We start from the raw sequence: 21,541 nt of genomic DNA on the forward strand, positions 1-21,541 counted from the left end.
TGCGACACTCGCACCCCTCCTCGCCCATACTGTCAAGCTTCAAGAATCGCATATCATGCGGCCACCGAGAAGCGGGTTGGCGTTACGAGTTAATTGAAATGTTACTGCAATTTCGATCCCGCGCCACTCTTATAGAGAGTTCAGGAAAGCCGCCATCTCGTTCATGTCTATCCGGGCGCAATCGCGGGGGTGGATTACGATCGTTAGTGCGCGCGTAATTATGGATTTACGTGATCGCGCGACGAAAGAAAGGGCCACCATTTTCACAATACTCTCGTAATCCAAGTTATCGACTCTAGCGAGGTCTGACCCGATAACCGGCATTGATACACTTCTCCGATTTCCGGTTTCGTCAATTACGTCCCAAAGGCGACTCAAGCTAAGCCATAGTGCATCTACGCTAGACTGTGCTGCTAGATTGTTTCCCATCCGCGAATATGCGACACAGTAGTACCTCGTCTCAAATGAGCCCAGCACGGCGACTGTCCCTAGCGGGTATCGAGTTAGCCGTCCCTTAGGTTTCACCTCTCGGGTCTCTATACCTTCCGGCACGTACCCGTCGAGCGCGATGGTTAGGTCTCGGTCGAGTGCATCGACCTCCCCCGAGTAAACCCTCCGCAGAAATTGGGCCTGCACACTCGCGGGTGAGATGATTTCGGCGTCATTGGAATCCGTGTCGAATGTATCGGTGAAGCCGATGACTAGGTGCGAATCTTCTTCGAAAAGATCTCCCTTCTTTATCGTCACCTTGAATGTTGGGTTCTTTAATTCTCGGTCGACCGTGTTCTTGGGGAACGCTCGGATGATTCCAAATGCGAGGGAAGCAGAAATCACGATAAGAAGCGATCGGCCGCCTTGCAGCATACTCAGCGGGTATACGGCAAGTATCAACTGAACCAAGCCGGATATCCCGGCGAAGGTCACTGATGAATACGCAGCTGCGAGCTTAACGTTGCGATGTGTCGCGAAGTTACCAAACGCTGCCATTGGGCCTTGCGAATTTGATCGCATTAGAAAGGCGCCAAGACTACGCTGTTACCAGAGCCTAGAACCGATTTGATGACCGCCGAAACGCCCACCTTTGATGCGGACGATTGCAGTTGCGTCACGCTTGCTTGCGCTATGCGGAATCCCTCTTCGGTCACTGTCACCACGAGATCTGCATACTCTTCGGTTTTGATTTGAGTTTCGACGACGTTTTCTGGGCGGACAATATCAGCAATAATGCGACGCAGGAACAGTATTGAGCCTTCCCTGCTTTCGTTGTGGGTGTTGATCGTCACTGCACTAGGATCGTTAATTACGTATCGAGGGGTTTGGTTTTCTTCTTGGATTTGAGAGATCTGTGTGGTCAGGCTGTTGATTCGAGAAGTTTGGTCCCGTACGAGTGCGACTAGCTCGTTAAGGATTTCTGGAGTGTCGCGCTGAGGGATAGAAGGAGAAGGTCGAGACTCTCGGATAGCGTTTAATTTATCCTCGATGTCACCCCAAAACCTATCGAAAGTTACCTGTAGGCGATCAGATCCAATTACCGTCTCACATTTTTCGTTAAGGCATTTCACAAGTGTCCAAACTTCATCCCGTGATGTGCTTTCTGTGGCTTGGAACTGCGCGACTGGACCCGACAGATCCTTTACTTCGAGGTCGAGCAGAAATGGGGCTAGCATGCTTTCTCCCAGCTCACGAGAAAGCGCGCCTGCTTCAAAGTTAACCCAAGGCGCGTGCTGATTTTCACGCGTCACACAAACTATTCCAAAGCTGGAATCTTGGAGCTTGCTCGCGATCTTGTCTAATCCCCGCTCACCTTTGGAGATGTCCTGCGATGAAACGAAAGGGTCGATGCCCTGATTCATGAAAGGCAGCCAGTCTCGAAGGGCCTCAGCGCAAAGTCTGGAGGCTTCTCCGGACCAGCTCATGAAAACGCGCACTCGTTTGTCCCCCGTTCAGATGTCCTATGGTGCTTGCCGCCGGGATGCCGCCGATGTTGCCGTGCGTCTCGGCTGCGCTTGTCAACTGTAGTGGGCAAAGTCGTGAGGCGCTCTGCCTCCTGAAGGAACCCGCCCCGCCGCGCGCCTCGGGCCGTCTCTGGGCCGTCGAAGGGTGGCCTCAGCGACCAATGGCGACCAGCCCATCCCAGGCCAGCGGTGCTCCGACGTTGATCACGCAAGGTCTCTCCGAGCCGACGTCACTTCCTGCGCAACAGGCGCTTCGCTCCTACGTCGTTGCGCTGTGACCACCCGCGAAGAAGGATGCACACAGCCACGCCATGAGGGCACAACGAGGGCACAACGAGGGCACAACAGCTTCGGTCAGGTTCAACGGCAACCACGCAAACAAACGTCATTTGCCCAGTTCAGCGGCGGATCTTGACAGTCTCCGCAGATGATGCAGGAGAGGGCGGCACCCCCGCACAGGGTGCCGCCCTCTCTCGTGATCCGGAACCGCCGCCCATCGGTGAGGGTCGGTCGGGGACGGGCGGCGGTTCCGGGGTTCAGGTGAGGCCCTGCGCAGACCCTCAGTCCGTGCGCAGGCCAGCTCGGCCCGTACGCAGACCTCGTCAGGCAACGGCCGTACGCCTACCGGTGATCGCTCCCCGCGGACTGCGAAGCCGCTCGTCCCGCCTCGAGTCGGGCCACCGGGATCCGGAACGGTGAGCAGGAGACGTAGTCCAGACCCACCTCGTGGAAGAAGTGGACCGACTCCGGGTCACCGCCGTGCTCCCCGCAGACGCCGAGCTTCAGGTCGGGGCGGGTTTTGCGGCCCGCGTCCGCCGCCAGCTTCACCAGCGACCCCACGCCGTCCCTGTCGATGGTCTCGAAGGGGGAGACACCGAAGATGCCCTTCTCCAGGTAGGCCGTGAAGAACGAGGCCTCCACGTCGTCCCGGCTGAAGCCCCACACCGTCTGCGTCAGGTCGTTCGTGCCGAAGGAGAAGAACTCCGCCGCCTCCGCGATCTGACCGGCGGTCAGCGCGGCCCGCGGGAGTTCGATCATCGTGCCGATGGCCAGCTTCAGGTTCGTGCCCGTCGCCGCCTCGACCTCCGCGACGACCTGGTCCGCCTCCTCGCGGACGATCTCCAGCTCCTGGACCGTGCCCACCAGCGGGATCATGATCTCGGCGCGCGGGTCGCCCTTCGCCGCCTTGCGTTCCGCCGCCGCCTCCGCGATGGCGCGGACCTGCATCGTGAACAGGCCGGGGATGACCAGGCCGAGGCGCACGCCGCGCAGGCCCAGCATCGGGTTCTGCTCGTGCAGGCGGTGCACGGCCTGGAGCAGCCGCAGCTCGTTCTCGTGCGGCTCCTGGCGGGACTCCGCCAGGGCCACCCGGACCGACAGTTCGGTGATGTCGGGCAGGAACTCGTGCAGGGGCGGGTCCAGGAGCCGGACCGTGACCGGGAGGCCGTCCATCGCGGAGAACAGCTCCACGAAGTCCTTCTTCTGGAGGGGGAGCAGCGCCTTCAGCGACTCCTCACGCTCTGCCTCCGTGTCCGCGAGGATGAGACGCTCGACCAGCTCGCGGCGGTCGCCGAGGAACATGTGCTCCGTACGGCACAGGCCGATGCCCTGGGCGCCGAAGCGGCGGGCGCGCAGCGCGTCCTCGGCGTTGTCCGCGTTGGCGCGCACCCGCAGGCGGCGCTTGCGGTCGGCGAACGCCATGATCCGGTGCACGGCCTCGACCAGCTCGTCGGCGTCGTTGGCGCCCGCGTGCATCCGGCCCTCGAAGTACTCCACGACGGGAGACGGGACCACCGGTACCTCGCCGAGGTAGACCTTGCCCGACGAGCCGTCGATGGAGATCAGGTCGCCCTCCTCGACGACGTGTCCGCCCGGCACCGTCATCCGGCGGCGCTTGGTGTCGACCTCGAGCTCCTCCGCGCCGCACACGCAGGTCTTGCCCATGCCGCGGGCGACCACGGCGGCGTGCGAGGTCTTGCCGCCGCGGGAGGTCAGGATGCCCTCCGCCGCGATCATGCCGTCCAGGTCGTCGGGGTTCGTCTCGCGGCGGACCAGGATGACCTTCTCGCCCGAACGGGACCACTTCACGGCGGTGTACGAGTCGAAGACCGCCTTGCCGACCGCCGCGCCCGGCGACGCCGCGATGCCCCGGCCGACCTTCTCCACCTTCGCCTCATCGTCGAAGCGGGGGAACATCAGCTGCGCGAGCTGGGCGCCGTTCACCCGCTGGAGCGCCTCGGCCTCGTCGATCAGGCCCTGGTCGACGAGCTGCGTGGCGATACGGAAGGCCGCGCCCGCGGTGCGCTTGCCGACGCGCGTCTGGAGCATCCACAGCTGACCGCGCTCGATCGTGAACTCGATGTCGCAGAGGTCCTTGTAGTGGTTCTCCAGGGTCTCCATGATCTGCATCAGCTGGTCGTACGACTTCTTGTCGATCGTCTCCAGCTCCGCGAGCCAGACCGTGTTGCGGATGCCGGCCACCACGTCCTCGCCCTGGGCGTTCTGCAGGTAGTCGCCGTAGACGCCCTGGTGGCCGGAGGCGGGGTCGCGGGTGAAGGCGACGCCCGTGCCCGAGTCGGGGCCCAGGTTGCCGAACACCATCGAGCAGACGTTGACGGCCGTGCCCAGGTCGCCCGGGATGCGCTCCTGGCGGCGGTAGAGCTTGGCGCGGTCGGTGTTCCAGGAGTCGAAGACCGCGTGGATGGCGAGGTCCATCTGCTCGCGCGGGTCCTGCGGGAAGTCCCGGCCGGCCTCGGTCTTGACGATCTTCTTGAACTTGGTGACGAGCTTCTTGAGGTCGGCGGCCTCCAGCTCGGTGTCCACCGCGACCTTCTTGGCCGCCTTCGCCGCCTCCAGCGCGTCCTCGAAGAGGTCGCCCTCGACGCCGAGGACCGTCTTGCCGAACATCTGGATGAGGCGGCGGTAGGAGTCCCACGCGAAGCGGTCGTCGCCGGCCTGCTTGGCCAGGCCCTGCACCGACTTGTCGGAGAGGCCGATGTTGAGGACCGTGTCCATCATGCCGGGCATCGAGAACTTCGCGCCCGAGCGGACCGACACCAGCAGGGGGTCGTCGGCCTGGCCCAGCTTCTTGCCCATGCGCTGCTCCAGCGCGTCGAGGTGCGCACTCACCTCGTCACGCAGTGCCGCCGGTTCGTCGCCGCTGTCCAGGTAGACCTTGCAGGCCTCGGTGGTGATCGTGAAGCCGGGAGGCACCGGGAGACCCAGGTTGGTCATCTCGGCGAGGTTGGCGCCCTTGCCACCGAGGAGGTCCTTGAGGTCCTTGTTGCCCTCGGTGAAGTCGTAGACGAACTTCACGCCCTCAACGCTCGCGGCCGACTCGGCTGCACGGAGATCTTTGTTTTCCGACACGGGTCTCGACTCCTCGAGGACGCGGTGGCTGCCCTGACGGCCAGGAACATACCCAGATCGAAGGCACCTGGGTACGTCCACTTGCGCGTCATACGCCTGTAACCACTCGTCCGCCACCGGATCGAAAGTCAAAGCTTGGCAAGCGGAGACAGGATCATGTTTTCACTTCTTGAACGCAAGAGCGCTCACACTGCCGGAATACTGCTCATACGAGCGGCGTCGAGCCCGTCTGATTTCGATCGATGAACGATCAACGCGTGGCACTGAGTGCCACACCTTGGAGAAGTGCAGTCGATCACAGGCCGCTCATATGAGCGCAACCTCTATCAAGGGTGGCGATAATCACGCTGTCACAGACCCCGGGATTTCACCATGCGGACGCGTTTCCGGACCGGAACGCCGCCGGAAACGAGGTGGTCACACGCCCAGCGCCACCAGTCGTTCCTCCGCCCGCTGCGGCGCGTACAGGTGCTCCACCACCATCGCCCCTGCCCCGATCAGCCCCGCCCGGTCTCCGAGCCGGGAGGTGACGACGTCCAGATGAGCGGTGGAGCGCGGCAGCGCCCGCTGGTACAGCAACTCCCGCACCCCCGTCAGGAAGGGGGTTCCGGCCAAATCCCCCGCGATCATCAGAACGCCGGGGTTGAGGAGGGTGACGACGGTCGCCAGGACGTCCCCGACCTGCCGGCCCGCGTCCCGCGCGAGAGCCGCCGCCTCGGGGTGTCCGGACGCCAGCAGGTCCCGCACGTCCGAGCCGGACGCGGCAGGCACTCCGGTCTTCGCCAGCCGCCGGGCCACGGCGCCGCCACTGGCGACGGCGGCGAGACAGCCGTAGGAACCGCAGCGGCACAGCGCGTCCGCGCCGGCCGGGACCCGGATGTGGCCTAGGTCGCCGGCGCCTCCGTCGATGCCCCGGTAGACCGCCCCGTCGACCACGACTCCGGCGCCTATCCCCGTCGAGACCTTGACCAGCACGAACGCCGAGCAGTCGGGGTACGCGGTGCGCTGCTCCCCGTACGCCATGAGGTTGGCGTCGTTGTCGACGAGTACCGGTACCGCGGACGCGCCCGTGTGCTCGGTGAAGGCTCTCGCCAGACGGCCGCGTATGTCGTAGCCGTCCCAGCCCGGCATGATCGGCGGCTGCACGACCCGGCCCGTGTCGGTGTCGACGGGGCCCGGTACCGCGAGGCCGATGCCGCAGACCTCGTCCGCGCGGTGGCCCGCCTTCTCCAGGAGCTCGGCGAACCAGTGGCCCAGTTCGCCGAGCACCACGTCAGGGCCGTCCCCGATGGCCAGCGGGCCGGCGTGCTCCGCCAGGATCTCGCCGGACAGCGAGAGGACCGCGGCGCGCGCGTGCCGGGTGTCGAGGTCGGCGGCGAGCACGACGGCGTGGGAGTCGTCGAACTCCAGCGTGATGGAGGGCCGGCCGCCGAGCGGTGAGTCGACCGGGCCGCCGGCGCCCTCGCGCAGCCAGCCCGCGCGGAAGAGACGGTCGAGACGCTGTCCCACGGTGGCGCGCGAGAGACCGGTGGCCTGCTGGAGCGCACCGCGGGTCGTGGCGCGGCCACTGCGTACCAGTTCGAGCAGCTCTCCGGCGCCGAACTGACCTCGACCGGTCATGTACACCCCCTTGTGTTTCTCAACCTTGCATTACATATTGAGTTTTGCGTGTTAAATAGACGTAACCCTACGGTAGCCACAGCCGAACCGATCGGTCGGCCGTACGTCTTCGGGGAGCCCCGAGTGGATCGCAGTGCCCAGCTCATCGCCCGCCCGACGGAGCACACCGCCGTATACGATCCGGCGCCCACCAGACAGTCGCTGCATGTCAGGGCCGCCCGCGTGCTGGAGGGCAACTGGACGGGCCGGTCCACGGTCCCCTCACCCACCCTGTACCCGCACCAGTGGTCCTGGGACTCCGCGTTCATCGCGATCGGGCTGCGCCATCTGTCACCGCTCCGGGCGCAGACGGAGCTGGAGACACTGCTCGACGCCCAGTGGGGCGACGGCCGGGTGCCGCACATCGTCTTCAACCCCTCCGTAGCGCTCGACGCGTACTTCCCGAGCCCCGACTTCTGGCGCTCCTCGACCGCCGGGCGCGCCGCGGGCGCCCCGCGCACCGTACAGACCTCCGGCATCGTGCAGCCACCGGTGCACGCGCTGGCCGCCTGGCTGGTGCACCGCGCCGACCCGGGACTGTCCCGGGCGCGCGGCTTCCTCGCCCGGATGTATCCCCGGCTGGCGGCCTGGCACCGGTATCTGCTGCACCGGCGGGACCTGGGCGGGGGCTCCCTCGCGTCCGTCGTGCACCCCTGGGAACAGGGTATGGACAACAGCCCCTGCTGGGACGCCCCCCTGAGCCGGATCACCCCCGCCCCGGCCCGCTCCTTCCGGCGCGCCGACCTCGACCACGGGGCGGCGGAGGACCGGCCGACGGATCTGGACTACGGGCGGTATGTGCGGCTGGCCGCCGACTACCGGGACCGGGGCTACCGGGACGGGCCGGGCGAGGGATACGGGACAGGGCCGGGCAGCGACCGTGGTGCTGGTCCGGGCGCGAACCACGGGTCCGGCACGGTCGGAAGCCTGGGCCACGGGGCCGACGCGGGCGGGCCCCGGAACCACGGGGTCGACGGGGGCGAGTTCGCGGTCGAGGACCCCGCCTTCAACGCCCTGCTCATCGCCTCCGAGTACGCGCTCGCCCGGATCGCGCGGGAGCTGGGCGCGAGCGGTACGGCCCGGCACGCGCGCGCGGAACGCCTGACGGAGGCGCTCGTCGAGCGGCTGTGGGATCCGGCGTCCGGGATGTTCCTGTGCCGGGACGTGCGGGGCGGAGAGCGGCGGGGCGGGGTGCTGATCCCCGAGCGCAGCGTCTCCGGGCTGATCCCCCTCCTGCTGCCGGGCCTGCCGCGGGAGATCACGACGACGCTGATCCGCACCCTGAGCGGACCGCACTTCGGCCTCGGCGACACGACCCGCCTCGTCCCGAGCTACGACCTGCTCGGCGAGTCCTTCGACCCGCACCGCTACTGGCGCGGACCGGCCTGGTTCAACACGAGCTGGCTGGTGGAGCGCGGACTGCGCACGCACGGCGAGCAGACACGCGCCGACGCGCTGCGGGCGACGGCCCTGGAGTTCGCCGAGGCCACCGACTTCGCGGAGTACGTCGACCCGTACACGGGCGAGGCCTGCGGGGCGACCGGCTTCAGCTGGACCGCCGCGCTCGCGCTCGACCTGTTGCACAGCGACACCCGGGACGACACCAGAAACGACAGCACGGACGACACAGCAGAAGCACAAGTCACCACAGTCACGGCAGTCAAGGGAGGGGACCGGGGATGACGGACCGGCATCATCTGCTCGTGCACGGCGGGACGTTCGCCGCCGTCGGCGACGGAGGGGACATCAGCGGCCACCGGGGCGGCGGTTCCCCGGACGGGTTGTTCGTGCGCGACGCCAGGCACCTGAGCCGCTGGCAGCTCACCGTCGACGGCGCGGTGCCCGAGGCACTGTCGCCGGTCGCCGACGGGGACACCGCGCGCTGTGTGCTGGTGCCGCGCGGCGGTCGCCAGGAGCCGCCCGCGTACACGCTCTTCCGTGAACAGGCCGTCGTGGACGGGGCGTTCGTCGAGTCGCTGCGGGTGGCCAGCAACCGCCCGACGCCGACGACGGTCCGTCTCGCGGTCACCGCGGACGCCGACTTCACCGACCAGTTCGAACTGCGCTCCGACCACCGCACGTACACCAAGATCGGCGCCACCCGTTCCCGCCAGGTCCTCGACGACGGCGTGGAGTTCGCCTACCAGCGCGGTGAATGGCGGTCCTGTACGACGGTGACGGCCGAGCCGGCTCCGGACGGCGTCGAGGAGACCGGCACCGGAGCCCGCCGCCTGGTGTGGACGCTGGACCTTGGGCCGCACGGTTCGGCGGAGCTGACGCTGCGCGTGATGGCCCGCCCGCACGGAGACAAACGGGCCCGGCGGGTGCCGCGCTCCCCGGCCGCCGTGAACGAGCAACTCCAGTCCCTGGAAGGTGAGTTCGTAGAAGGCGTCGCCTTCCCGACGGGCTGGCCGGAGCTGGCCGCGGCCTGTGCGCGCGGTCTGGCGGACCTCGCCTCGCTCCAGGTGCCGGCGACCGGCCCGGACGGCGAGGAACTGCGGGTACCGGCGGCGGGGGCACCCTGGTACCTGGCCCTGCTGGGCCGGGACGCCCTGCTGACGTCCCTGTTCGCGCTCCCCTACCGGCCGCACCTCGCCGCCAGGACGCTGCCCGCGCTCGCGGCGACCCAGGCCACCGAGACCCACCCGGAGTCGGTCGCCCAGCCCGGCAAGATCGTGCACGAGGTCCGGCACGGGGAACTGGCGCACTTCGGGCAGGTGCCGTACGGCCGTTACTACGGCTCGGTGGACGCGACCCCGCTGTTCCTCGTCCTGCTCGGCGCGTATGTCGAGCACACCGGGGACACGGCCCTCGCCCGCCGTCTGGAGCCGCACGCCCGCGCCGCGATCAGCTGGATGCTGGACCACGGCGGGCTGACCTCGCGCGGCTATCTGGTCTACCGCGCCGACCAGGGCGGCCTCGCCAACCAGAACTGGAAGGACTCCCCCGGCGCCATCTGCTCGGCCGACGGCACCCGCGCGAGCGGCCCGGTCATGGCGGCGGGGGCCCAGGGGTACGCGTACGACGCGCTGCGCCGTACCGCGTGGGTGGCGCGCACGGCGTGGCAGGACGAGACGTACGCGGCGCTGCTGGAACAGGCGGCCGCCGATCTGCGGGACCGCTTCCAGCGGGACTTCTGGATGCCGGACCGTTCCTTTCCCGCGCTCGCGCTGGACGGGGAGGGCCGTCAGGTGACCGCGCTCGCCTCGGACGCCGGGCATCTGCTCTGGTCGGGGCTGCTGGACAAGGAGTACGGCGAGGAGGTCGGCCGGCGGTTGCTGGACCCGGACTTCTTCTCGGGCTGGGGCGTCCGCACGCTCGCCGCGGGACAACCGGCGTATCACCCCCTCTCCTACCACCGCGGTTCGGTCTGGCCGCACGACAACGCGCTGATCGCCCTGGGGCTCGCCCGCTACGGCCTGCACGACGAGGCCCGCTCGGTCGCCCACGCCCTGGTCGACGCGGCGACGGCGACCGGCCACCGGCTCCCCGAGGTCCTCGCGGGCTACGGCCGCGACACCCACGCGGAGCCGGTCCCGTATCCGCACGCGTGTGTACGGGAGTCCCGGTCGGCGGCGGCACCGCTGGCGCTGCTCACGGCGGTCGGGGGCGCCTGACGGCCCGGTTGGGGAGTGGTTTGCCCGGTGTTTGCCGAGCACAGGGCAAAAGGGCTGAACACCGGACGGAGGCGAACCGTACGGAAATGCGGTGCGTCCGCGCCCCCTCGGACCAGCCGCTCCGCCGGGCTTCGTACGGAAGGACCTTCGGGTGCCTGTCTTCACGCGCTTTCGCCGACCGCCGGCCACGGTCGACGGCACACCCTCCGCCTTCGTCCCGCCCGCGAGCAAGGAGGCGACGGAGGCGGCGCTCGAAGCGGCGCCGGACGAGGCCGCATCGGGCGACGTCGCGCCTGCCGAGGCCGCATCGGGCAAGGCCGTACCAGGCGAGGCCGCATCGGGCGAGGTTGTGCCTGGCGACGCCGTACCAGGTGAGGCCGTATCGATCGAGGCCGTACCAGGCGAGGTTGTGCCTGCCGAAGCCCTACGCGATGAGGCCGTACCGGCTGAGGCGCCACCGGCCGAGGCACCGCCGGCTGAAGCACCGCCGAATGAGGCACCACCGGCCGAGGCCGGAGCTGACCACTCCGGATCCGACGGAGCCGCGCCCGCCGCCGAGGACGGCGAACCCGGCGCAGGCAAGAGCGCCCCCCTCAGATCCCGCCTCGCGCACTGGCGTGCCTGGCGCGACCGCCACCCCACCGCCGCCCTGGTCCTCCACTGGTCGGCCACCGTGCTCGCCGCCGGTCTGGTGTTCGCGGGGCTGCTCATGCCGAACAGGGTCGCCGCGCTCCAGCCCAACCGGTTCACGCGGCTGCCCGCGGAGGCGATCGTGGTGGCGGCCGTGATGCTCGCCCTGCCGCGGCGGCCGCGGGTGATCCTGGCCGCGGTCTCCGGCACCGTGCTGGGTGCGCTGACGATCGTGAACGTCCTCGACATGGGGTTCATCGAGTACCTGGGCCGCAGCTTCAACCTCGTTCTGGACTGGGGTCTGCTGGACGACGCCCAGTCGTACGTCGAGGACTCGATGGGCCGGGCGACCGCCATCGGGGCGGCCGTCGGCGCCGTCGTCCTCGTCGTGCTGGTGCTGGTCCTGATGGCCCTGGCGACGGTCCGGCTGAGCAACCTGCTGGTGCGCGACACCCAGACCGCCACCCGGGCCACCCTGATCGCCGGCACCGTGTGGATCACCTTGTCCACCCTGGGCGTCCAGTTCGAGGGCATGCCGATCGCCTCCGACCGGGCCGCCGGAGCCCTGGCGATCCAGGCGAAGCGGGTCAGGGACACCGTGCGGGACGAGGCCGCGTTCGCGAAGGAGGCCAAGGCCGACCGCTTCGGCGCCACGCCGGGCGACCAACTGGTGCCGGACCTGCGCGGCAAGGACATGATCTTCACCTTCATCGAGAGCTACGGCCGCAGCGCGATCGAGGACCCGGGCATCGCGCCCGGTGTCGACAGGACGCTCGACGCCAGTACCGCGTCACTGGCGAAGGCCGGCTTCCAGGCCAAGAGCGGCTGGCTGACGTCGGCGACGTACGGCGGCAGCAGTTGGCTCGGCCACTCCACCACCATGTCCGGCCTGTGGGTCGACAATCAGCAGCGCTACCGCACCGTCACCTCCAGCGACCATCTCAGCCTCACCAAGGCCTTCAAGAAGACCGGCGACTGGGACACGGTCGGTGTGATGCCCGGAATCCAGAAGGGCTGGCCGGAACAGAGCTTCTACGGCCTCGACAAGGTCTACAACGCCTTCCAGATGGGCTACAAGGGCCCGAAGTTCAGCTGGTCGACGATGCCCGACCAGTACGCGCTGGAGGCGTTCCAGCGCCTGGAGCACGGCAAGAAGCGCGACAAGCCGCTGATGTCGGAGATCATCCTGACCTCCAGCCACCAGCCCTGGTCCCCGATCCCGAAGATGGTCGGCTGGGACGAACTCGGCGACGGCTCCGTGTTCGGGCCGATCCAGAAGGCCGGCACCAACCCGTCGGACGTCATCACCGACACCACCCGCTCCAAGCAGGAGTACGGCAAGTCGATCCAGTACTCGGTCACCAGTCTCACCCAGTGGCTGGAGCGCTACGGCACCGACGACACCGTCCTCGTCTTCCTCGGCGACCACCAGCCGATCGCCCGGGTCAGCGGCAACCACGCCAGCCGTGACGTGCCCGTCTCGATCGTCGCGAAGGACCCGAAGGTCCTCGACAAGATCGCCGGGTGGAACTGGACGGAGGGCCTGAAGCCCGCCAAGAACGCCCCGGTGTGGAAGATGAGTTCGTTCCGCGACCGCTTCCTGACGGCGTACGGCTCGACGCCCCATCCTTCCGAGGGCTGAGCGCTCCTGAACGGTTCAGCCCCCGGAGGTGTCCAGTTCGGCGTCCTCGCCGATGCCCGCGCAGTCGTACGGGTCCTTCAGCCAGCCGTCCGGCAGCACCACCCGGTTGTTGCCGGACGTACGGCCGCGGGGCCCGTCGGCGCCGACGGGCCAGGCCTGGTCGAGGTCCAACTCGTCGAGCCCGGACCGGAGTTCGGTGAGCGAGGAGGTGATCGCGAGGCGCTTGCGCATCTCGGAGCCGACCGCGAAGCCCTTCAGGTACCAGGCCACGTGCTTGCGGAAGTCGATGACCCCGCGGGCCTCGTCGCCGATCCACTCGCCGAGCAGGGTGGCGTGCCTGACCATGATGTCGGCGACCTCGCGGAGAGAGGGCCGCGCACTGCATCCATCAGTGCCTCCGGCACGGACCTCCGTACGCCCCTCGAAGGCCGCGACCAGGTCCGCGAACAGCCACGGCCGCCCGAGACACCCGCGCCCCACGACCACCCCGTCACAGCCGGTCTCCCGCACCATCCGCAGCGCGTCCTCGGCCGACCAGATGTCGCCGTTGCCGAGCACGGGAATCTCCGGGACGTGCTCCTTGAGGCGGGCGATGGCGTCCCAGTCGGCGGTGCCGCCGTAGTGCTGGGCGGCGGTGCGGCCGTGCAGCGCGATCGAGGTGACCCCCTCCTCGACGGCGATACGGCCGGCGTCGAGGTAGGTCATGTGGTCGTCGTCGATGCCCTTGCGCATCTTCATCGTCACCGGCAGGTCCCCGGCGCCGCTCACCGCCTCCCGCAGGATCGCCCGCAGCAGGTTCCGCTTGTACGGGAGGGCGGAGCCACCGCCCTTCCTGGTCACCTTCGGGACCGGGCAGCCGAAGTTCAGGTCGATGTGGTCGGCGAGGTCCTCCTCCGCGATCATGCGGACGGCCTTGCCGACGGTCGCCGGGTCGACGCCGTACAGCTGGATCGAGCGCGGTTTCTCGGTCGCGTCGAAGTGGATCAGCTGCATGGTCTTCTCGTTGCGCTCGACCAGCGCCCGGGTCGTGATCATCTCGCTCACGAACAGGCCCTTGCCGCCACTGAACTCCCGGCACAGGGTGCGGAAGGGCGCGTTGGTGATCCCGGCCATCGGCGCCAGCACCACGGGCGGCGCGACGGCGTGGGGACCGATCGAGAGCGGGTGGGTCATCAGGGACTCCGGGACGGACGTACGACAGAGGGCAAGAGCCCATTGTCCCCCACTCGGCCGACAGCTCTGTCAGTCCCGCCCGACCGGGCGTCGGCTCCGCCGCGCCACGTGAAGATCCTGCGAAAGTCATTAGTTAGACACACTATCGAAGTCGGCGTACTCTGGTGCGCATGCCCGAGCTCAGCCACCGCCGACGCATGCTGGTGCTCGCGATCTGCTGCATGAGCCTGCTGATCGTGAGCCTCGACAACACCGTCCTGAACGTCGCCCTGCCCTCCGTGCAGAAGGAACTGCACGCGAGCACGGCGGGCCTGCAGTGGACCATCGACGCGTACACGCTGGTGCTCGCCTCGCTGCTGATGCTGTCCGGTTCCACCGCCGACCGGCTGGGCCGCAAGCGGGTCTTCATGGCGGGCCTGGTCGTCTTCACGATCGGCTCCGCGCTGTGTTCCATCGCGCCGAACCTCGACGCGCTGATCGCCTTCCGCATGGTGCAGGCGGTCGGCGGATCGATGCTGAACCCGGTCGCCATGTCGATCATCACCAACACCTTCACCGACCCGCGTGAGCGCGCGCGGGCGATCGGCGCGTGGGGTGCGGTGGTCGGTATCTCCATGGCCGCCGGGCCACTGGTCGGCGGACTGCTCGTGGAGTCGGTCGGCTGGCGCTCGATCTTCTGGATCAACCTGCCGGTCGGCGTCGCGGCCTTCCTCCTCACCCTGCGCTACGTCCCCGAGTCCCGTGCCCCGAAGGCCCGCCGCCCCGACCCGGTCGGGCAGGTCCTGGTGATCGCGCTGTTCGGTGCGCTGACGTACGCGATCATCGAGGCGCCGACCGCGGACCTGGTCGCGGTACTGCCGTTCGCCGCGATCGCGCTGGCCGCGCTCGCGGGTCTGCTCTGGTACGAGCCCCGGCGGGACCAGCCCCTGATCGATCTGCGGTTCTTCCGGTCGGCTCCGTTCAGCGGCGCGACGGTGATCGCGGTCTGCGGGTTCGCGGCACTCGGCGGGTTCCTGTTCCTGTCGACGCTGTACCTGCAGAACGTGCGCGGCCTGGACGCCCTGCACGCGGGCCTGTGGATGCTGCCCATGGCCGTACCGACGTTCCTGTGCGCGCCGCTGTCCGGCCGCCTGCTCGGGACCCTCGGGCCGCGCGTGCCGCTGCTGATCGCGGGGGTCGCGATGACGGCGAGCGGCGTGCTGTTCGCCGCGTTCGAGGCCCAGACGTCGAACGGCACGCTGTTCGTCGGGTACGTGCTGTTCGGAATCGGCTTCGGCTTCGTCAACGCGCCGATCACCAATACGGCGGTCTCCGGGATGCCGCGCAGCCAGGCCGGGGTGGCCGCGGCTGTCGCGTCCACGAGCCGGCAGCTGGGGCAGACGCTGGGGGTCGCGGTGATCGGGGCGGTGCTCGCGGCGAGGGTCGGCTCCTCGTCGTACCGGGAGACGTTCGTGTCCGCCGCGGCACCGGGGTGGTGGGTCATCGCGGGATGCGGGTTCGCCGTGCTGGTGGTGGGGGCGCTGACCAGTGGACGATGGGCTCGCGGGACCGCCGAACGCACGGCTGAACGACTGTCGTCCAACGAGGTGCGTCAGGCCGCGGGAGTCGGCGCGTAGCTGCGTCAGGCAGCCTAGGTCGGCGCGTAAGCGCTTCAGGCTGCGCTGGTTGGCGCGTAGGTGCCTCGGGACGTGGGGGCGTGGGCAGAGCCCGGGAGTCAGCCGCGAGGCGAAACGGCCTCGCTCTCCATGTCCAGCTTGCCTTCCCCTCCCCCTCCCTCCTCCGGTCCCCCTTCCCTTTCCAGTCCCCTCTCCAGCTCCCTTTCCAGCGCGATCGTGTGCAGCCGCTCCAGCCGCCGCCGTGACTCCTCGTCCGAGGGCGCGTACGTCACCATGCGGGGACCTGCCTCCGGCCCCAGCCACAGGTCGGAGTGGTCGACGACGACACGGCCGACGTACCGGTTGAGGAACTCCTTGCGCCGCACCCGGTGCGTACCGACCTCGTGCCGCTCCCAGGCCTCGCGGAAGTCCGGGGACTCCGCGCTCAGCCGCTTCAGCAGCATCTTCCAGGCGGGCTCGGCGAGGTGCCCGGCCATCGTGGCGCGGAACCGGGCCGCCATCAGCCGCTGGGTCTGCTCCAGGTGCACGATCGAGGAGCGCCACTCCGCGTGCGTGTAGCAGAGGATCATGCAGTTGCGGTCCTCGGGCGGCACCGCGTCCAGGTCGCACAGCAGCAGCCCGTAGGTGCGGTTGTAGGCGAGGATGTCGTACCGGCTGTTCTGCACACAGGCCGGCACCGGCTCCAGCTCCTCCAGTACCGTCCGCAGCGCCGGGGTGACCGTGGAGCAGGTGGTGGCCGGCGTCGGGTCCACGGCTCCGGCGAGCTGGAAGAGGTGGGCGCGTTCACTCGGGTCGAGCAGCAGGGTGCGGGCGAGCGCGTCCAGGACCTGGACGGAGACCTGGATGTCCCGGGCCTGTTCGAGCCATGTGTACCAGGTGACGCCGACCGCGGAGAGCTGGGCGACCTCCTCGCGGCGCAGTCCCGGGGTACGGCGTCGGCGGCCACGGGGCAGGCCGACCCGCTCGGGGGCGATGTGCTCGCGGCGGTGGCGCAGGAAGGCGGCGAGTTCGTGCCGCCGGATCTCCGACACGGCCGTACCGGGCGGGAGTTGGAGCGCCGTATCCTGGGCCGTCGTCGTCATGTCCACCAGCCTGCACCTCCGCGGACCCTGTTTCCAGGTGGTTCTTCTACCAGGATAAGAAGACTCTGGTACCTGTCTGCGAGCGGTCGCAAGCTGATGGGCGTGACCGAAACCATCGCTTCGCACCAGGTCCGCCCATCCTCCGTGGTACCACCCGCGCTCGGCGGACTCGGACTGTTCACCGTGCTGCTGGCCGCGGCACTGCCCCTCATCGACTTCTTCATCGTCAACGTCGCCCTGCCCACGATCGCCGCGGACCTCTCGGCGGGCGAGTCGGTCCTCGAGCTCGTGGTCTCCGGGTACGGCCTCGCGTACGCCGTTCTGCTCGTCCTCGGGGGTCGTCTCGGCGACCTGTTCGGGCGGCGGCGTTTCTTCCTGGGCGGCATGGCCGCCTTCGGCCTGACCTCGCTGGCCTGTGGGCTCGCGCCCACCGCATGGACCCTGGTCGCGGCCCGGATCGCGCAGGGCGCGGCGTCGGCGGCGATGCTGCCGCAGGTGCTCGCCACCATCCAGGCGGCCACCGCGGGCCCCCGCCGCGCCAAGGCGATGGGTCTTTACGGAGCCACGGCGGGCCTGTCCATGGTGCTCGGCCAGATTCTCGGCGGCGTCCTCGTGGCCGCGACGCCGCTGTCGTTCCTTTTCGGCGCGGGCGGCGGCTGGCGGGCGGTGTTCCTGGTGAACGTGCCGGTCGTCCTCGTCGGCCTGGTCCTGGCGGCCCGCTCCGTCCCGGAGACCCGGGCGAAGCGTCCGGAGCCGGTGGACGTCCCCGGCACCGTCCTGCTGGCCGCCGCTCTCCTCACGTTGCTGGCTCCGCTGACCGAGGGCCGGGCGGCGGGCTGGCCGCTGTGGACGTGGCTGTCGCTGGCGGCGTTCCCGTTCGTGGCGGCGGCCTTCTACGCGGTGGAGCGCAGGGCGGACCGGCTGGGCCGTACGCCGCTGGTGCCGCCGAGTCTGTTCGCGCTGGTGTCACTGCGACGCGGACTGGTGATGATCCTGCCGTTCTCCGTAGGGTTCAGCGGCTTCATGTTTGTGATCGCGGTGGCCCTGCAACAGGGCGCGGGCCTCAGCCCCGTGCGGGCGGGTCTGGCACTGGCCCCCCTGGCGGTGACGTTCCTGTTCACCTCGATCGCCGGGCCACGGCTCATCGCCCGGTACGGCACCCGGGTGGTGACCGCTGGTGCCCTGCTCCAGGCGGTGGGCGTGGGACTGATCGCGCTGGCCGCCTGGCGTTCCTGGCCGGACCTCGGCCTGGTGGCCCTGCTGCCGGGCGGCGCGATCGCGGGCGTGGGGCAGGCACTGCAACTCCCGGTGATCTTCCGGATCGTGCTGTCCGAGGTGCCGCCCGCGCGGGCCGGCGTCGGCAGCGGCGTGATGAGCACCGCCCAGCAGTCCGCGCTGGCGCTCGGCGTCGCCACCCTCGGCACGCTGTTCCTCTCCCTCGTCCCGGGCCTGGGCATGCGCGACGCCCTGGTCATCACGCTTCTCGTGCAGCTGGCGGCGATCGCCCTGACCGGTCTGCTGAGCCTGCGCCTGCCGAGGACGATCGACTGAGGAAGGGAGGCCGGGTGCGTGGAAGTCGGGGCCCGGAGGCCGGTGTTCGGAACACGGGTTGGCGAAGCCCCGGTGAAGGATCCCCCGTTGATGTTGGTCTTGCTGCACACTCCTTGCTGCGTCAACCGAGTCACAGGGCCCGGCCTCTGGAGGCAGCATGCTGGAGAGCAACACGAGCAAGGTGAGCCGCTGGGACCAGCACGGGCGCGAGCACGTCGTGCGGGTGCAGCGTGCGGGAGTTCAGCGCACGATCAGATGTGACACGTGCGGCTGGCGCAAGCCGGCGCAGTTCCTGCCCTGGCTGAAGGCGGAGGAGCATCTCTCGGAGGCTCACCAGGCGACGGTGGATCCGGCGGCGACCTGATCCCCCGGGCCGCCTCCGGCGCTTCCCGGGGTCCGCTCCGATGACTTTTCGCGGCGAGACGGGTCGTACCTACGACGATCACCCGAACCGGAAGGCCCAGCGATGAGCGAGCTGCACGACACCCTGCGGCGACACGTGGACGACGGAGCGGTACCGGGCGCCGTCGGCATGGTGGCTCGCGGCGACGACGTCGAGGTGGTGGCCGTCGGTGGCGTGGACGTCGAGGGGAGCGCCCCGATGGCCCGGGACTCGATCTTCCGGATCGCCTCGATCACCAAGCCGATCACGGCGGCGGCGGTGCTGATGCTGGTGGAGGACGGTCTGGTCGGGATCGACGACCCGGTCGAGGAGTGGCTGCCGGAGCTGGCGAAGCCGAGCGTGGTGCGCGCTCCCGACGCCCCGGCGGACGACGTGGTCCCAGCGGCCCGCCCGATCACGGTCGAGGACCTGCTCAGCTCGCGCACCGGCTGGGGTTTCCCGTCCGACTTCTCGCTGCCGGCCGTCCAGGCGCTGTTCGAGGTCCAGAAGGACGGCCGCGCCCCGCAGGCGTACCCGGATCCGGACACCTGGCTGGCCGCGCTCGCCCGGGTGCCCATGGTGCACCAGCCGGGCGAGGCCTGGCTCTACGGCACCTCGTCCGACCTCCAGGGCATCCTGGTCGCCCGGGCGTCGGGCCGTACGCTCCCGGAGTTCCTGGCGGAACGGATCTTCGAGCCGCTCGGTATGAAGGACACGGCGTTCGAGGTGCCGGCGGCGAAGCGGGACCGCTTCACGAGCTACTACTCGACCGGCGCGACCGGCGCTCCCGAGCTCCTGGACGCTCCGGACGGCGGCTGGAGCACGGTCCCGGCGTTCCCGTCCGGTCAGGGGGGTCTGGTCGGCACGGCCGACGACTGGCTGGCCTTCGCCCGGATGCTCCTCGCCTGCGGCACCGCGAACGGGCACCGGCTCCTGTCCCCGACCTCGGTGAGCCGCATGACCACCAACCACCTCACGGCGCGGCAGCGGGAGATCGGCGCCCTCTTCATGGAGGACCAGGGCTGGGGCTACGGCGGCTCGGTCGACGTCTCCCCGGTCGACCCGTGGAACGTCCCCGGCCGCTACGGCTGGGTCGGCGGCACCGGGACCACGGCCCACATCGTCCCGCCCACCGGCACGGTCACCATCCTGCTGACCCAGGTGGGCATGCGGAGCCCGACCCCCACGCCCCTGATGCGGGACTTCTGGCGCTGCACGGCTGCGGGCTAGGGCGCCCGCAGCCCCCGGACCAAAAGCTCCACCACGGCCTCGAACTCGCCCTGAATCCCGGGGAGTTCCCATTTCCGTGCGTAGTAGGGGTTGTGGAAGCGGTCCGTCGCGTGGAAGACGGCGGCGGCGGCGGTCGCCGGGTCGGCACTCGTGAAAGCGCCGGTTCCGACACCCTCCCGGACGATCGCGGTCAGCTGTCCGACCAGCTCGCCGATGTGCTCGCCGACCGCGACACCGGCCTCGTCGAGCAGAGCCTTGTACGTCGCGAACAGTTCCGGATCGCCGACCGCCTTGCGGCGCTTGGCGGCGAACAGCGCCGCGAGCCAGTCCCGCAGCCGCGTCTCCGGGTCACCGTCCCCGGCGACGATCCCGGCCAGCACCTCGGTCGTCCGGTCCAGCCACCGCTTCGTCACCGCCTCCCGCAGCGCCGCCTTGGTCCGGAAGTGCCGGTAGACGCTGCCGTGGCTGACGCCGAGCGCACGGGCCACGTCCACCACGGTGGCCTTGGCCGGGCCGTGCCGGCGCAGCACCTCCTCGGTGGCCTCCAGGATGCGCTCGGCGGTCAGGGTCTCGGTGGTCGGTGGCATGGGTCAGACCGTACCCGGAGCGGGCATCACCGCTCGACGTGCGCCATCTGGGCCGCCGGGTAGCGCTCGCCGGCGGCGGCGTCCGCCGGCACCGCCTCCTCGATCGCCGCGAGGTCGGCCGGCTCCAGCGTGACGTCCAGCGCGCCGACGGACTCCGCCAGCCGCTCCCGGGTGCGGGCGCCGACCAGCGGCACGATGTCCTCGCCGCGGGAGAGCACCCAGGCGATGGCGATCTGCGCGACCGAGACGCCCTTCTGTTCGGCGATCTTCCGCAGCGCGTCGACCAGGTTCAGGTTGTGCTCGAGGTTGTCGCCCTGGAAGCGGGGCGAGTACGCCCGGAAGTCGTTGGCGGCGAGCTGCCGGTCGCGGGTGAAGTGCCCGGAGATCAGCCCGCGCGACAGAACGCCGTACGCCGTGACGGAGATCCCCAGTTCACGGGTGGTCGGCAGGATCTCGTCCTCGATACCGCGCGAGATGAGCGAGTACTCGATCTGCAGGTCGGAGATCGGGGCGGTGGCGGCGGCCCCGCGGATGGTCTCGGCGCCGACCTCGCTCAGCCCGACATGGCGGACGTACCCCTTCTCGATGAGCTCGGCGATCGCGCCGACCGTCTCCTCGATCGGTACGGCGGGGTCGAGTCGGGCGATCCGGTAGACGTCGATGTGGTCGACGCCGAGGCGCTGGAGCGAGTACGCGGCGAAGTTCTTCACGGCGGCCGGGCGGCCGTCGTAGCCGGACCAGCCGCCGTCCGGGGTGCGCAGCCCGCCGAACTTCACACTGACCAGGGCCTGTTCGCGGCGGACGGCGGGCGCGGTGCGCAGCGCCTCACCGATCAGCATCTCGTTGTGGCCCATGCCGTAGAAGTCGCCGGTGTCGAGCAGGGTCACGCCCGCTTCCAGGGCGGCGTGGATGGTGGCGATCGACTCGGCGCGGTCGGAGTCGCCGTACATCGCGGACATGCCCATGCAGCCGAGGCCGAGGGCGGAGACCTGGGGGCCTGTGCTTCCGAGGGTGCGCGTGTTCATCGTCATGGCATCCACCATGACAT

General features: G+C 69.2%; 15 protein-coding genes. 7 read left to right on the forward strand and 8 right to left on the reverse strand.

Features of this window, described 5'->3' with window-relative positions; translation table 11 throughout:
• Positions 1-129: 129 nt before the first annotated feature.
• From OHA64_RS16185 to OHA64_RS16200, 4 genes are all read right to left on the reverse strand, one after another.
• On the reverse strand, positions 130-987 hold the full coding sequence (locus OHA64_RS16185) for a macro domain-containing protein (protein WP_405613532.1): 858 nt from the start codon (positions 985-987) through the stop codon (positions 130-132).
• Positions 988-1,010: 23 nt separating this feature from the next.
• The gene (locus tag OHA64_RS16190) at positions 1,011-1,916 is read right to left on the reverse strand and encodes a toll/interleukin-1 receptor domain-containing protein (RefSeq protein WP_405613534.1); all 906 of its coding nucleotides are present in this window, start codon (positions 1,914-1,916) and stop codon (positions 1,011-1,013) included.
• Between the two features lie 660 nt (positions 1,917-2,576).
• Positions 2,577-5,324 carry a pyruvate, phosphate dikinase gene (gene ppdK / locus OHA64_RS16195; RefSeq protein ID WP_405613536.1) on the reverse strand — a complete coding sequence of 916 codons (2,748 nt, stop codon included), beginning with the start codon at positions 5,322-5,324 and terminating at the stop codon, positions 2,577-2,579.
• A gap of 417 nt (positions 5,325-5,741) precedes the next feature.
• Positions 5,742-6,944 carry an ROK family protein gene (locus OHA64_RS16200; protein WP_405613538.1) on the reverse strand — a complete coding sequence of 401 codons (1,203 nt, stop codon included), beginning with the start codon at positions 6,942-6,944 and terminating at the stop codon, positions 5,742-5,744.
• A gap of 123 nt (positions 6,945-7,067) precedes the next feature.
• Here OHA64_RS16200 and OHA64_RS16205 point away from each other — a divergent pair, with 123 nt between their 5' ends.
• The 3 genes from OHA64_RS16205 (at position 7,068) to OHA64_RS16215 (ending at position 12,872) form a co-directional block, all read left to right on the forward strand.
• A complete protein-coding gene (locus OHA64_RS16205; protein WP_405613540.1) occupies positions 7,068-8,666 on the forward strand; it encodes an MGH1-like glycoside hydrolase domain-containing protein in 1,599 nt (532 codons plus the stop codon).
• Positions 8,663-10,600, forward strand: coding sequence for a glycogen debranching N-terminal domain-containing protein (locus OHA64_RS16210; protein ID WP_405613542.1), 1,938 nt, complete (start codon positions 8,663-8,665; stop codon positions 10,598-10,600). The genes OHA64_RS16205 and OHA64_RS16210 overlap by 4 nt, the downstream gene beginning before the upstream one ends.
• A 151-nt stretch (positions 10,601-10,751) precedes the next feature.
• Entirely contained in the window at positions 10,752-12,872 is a 2,121-nt protein-coding gene (locus tag OHA64_RS16215; protein WP_405613544.1) for a CDP-alcohol phosphatidyltransferase, read from the forward strand.
• A 15-nt stretch (positions 12,873-12,887) separates the two neighbouring features.
• On the opposite strand, the gene dusB is transcribed toward OHA64_RS16215, so the two are convergent.
• Entirely contained in the window at positions 12,888-14,045 is a 1,158-nt protein-coding gene (gene dusB, locus OHA64_RS16220; RefSeq protein WP_405613546.1) for a tRNA dihydrouridine synthase DusB, read from the reverse strand.
• Between the two features lie 170 nt (positions 14,046-14,215).
• Between dusB and OHA64_RS16225 the strand changes: the two genes are divergently transcribed.
• Positions 14,216-15,661: an MFS transporter gene (locus tag OHA64_RS16225; protein ID WP_405613548.1), complete on the forward strand. Its 1,446-nt coding sequence runs from the start codon at positions 14,216-14,218 to the stop codon at positions 15,659-15,661.
• Positions 15,662-15,759: 98 nt separating this feature from the next.
• On the opposite strand, the gene OHA64_RS16230 is transcribed toward OHA64_RS16225, so the two are convergent.
• The gene (locus OHA64_RS16230; RefSeq protein WP_405613550.1) at positions 15,760-16,743 is read right to left on the reverse strand and encodes a helix-turn-helix transcriptional regulator; all 984 of its coding nucleotides are present in this window, start codon (positions 16,741-16,743) and stop codon (positions 15,760-15,762) included.
• Between the two features lie 102 nt (positions 16,744-16,845).
• Here OHA64_RS16230 and OHA64_RS16235 point away from each other — a divergent pair, with 102 nt between their 5' ends.
• The 3 genes from OHA64_RS16235 to OHA64_RS16245 all read left to right on the forward strand — a co-directional run bounded on the left by OHA64_RS16235 (position 16,846) and on the right by OHA64_RS16245 (position 19,906).
• On the forward strand, positions 16,846-18,294 hold the full coding sequence (locus tag OHA64_RS16235; RefSeq protein WP_405613552.1) for an MFS transporter: 1,449 nt from the start codon (positions 16,846-16,848) through the stop codon (positions 18,292-18,294).
• Positions 18,295-18,451: 157 nt separating this feature from the next.
• Positions 18,452-18,658, forward strand: coding sequence for a hypothetical protein (locus tag OHA64_RS16240; protein ID WP_405613554.1), 207 nt, complete (start codon positions 18,452-18,454; stop codon positions 18,656-18,658).
• 102 nt (positions 18,659-18,760) lie between these two features.
• Positions 18,761-19,906 carry a serine hydrolase domain-containing protein gene (locus OHA64_RS16245; RefSeq protein WP_405613556.1) on the forward strand — a complete coding sequence of 382 codons (1,146 nt, stop codon included), beginning with the start codon at positions 18,761-18,763 and terminating at the stop codon, positions 19,904-19,906.
• Here OHA64_RS16245 and OHA64_RS16250 read toward each other — a convergent pair.
• Complete coding sequence (locus tag OHA64_RS16250) at positions 19,903-20,493, reverse strand: TetR/AcrR family transcriptional regulator (protein ID WP_405613558.1); 591 nt, start codon at positions 20,491-20,493, stop codon at positions 19,903-19,905. The genes OHA64_RS16245 and OHA64_RS16250 overlap by 4 nt on opposite strands.
• A 26-nt stretch (positions 20,494-20,519) precedes the next feature.
• Positions 20,520-21,524 (reverse strand): aldo/keto reductase, encoded by a 1,005-nt coding sequence (locus OHA64_RS16255; RefSeq protein ID WP_405613560.1) that lies wholly within the window; start codon positions 21,522-21,524, stop codon positions 20,520-20,522.
• Between the last annotated feature and the right edge of the window lie 17 nt (positions 21,525-21,541).

Source organism: Streptomyces sp. NBC_00076, assembly GCF_045041235.1.
In the GTDB taxonomy this organism is placed as follows: Bacteria; Actinomycetota; Actinomycetes; order Streptomycetales; family Streptomycetaceae; genus Streptomyces.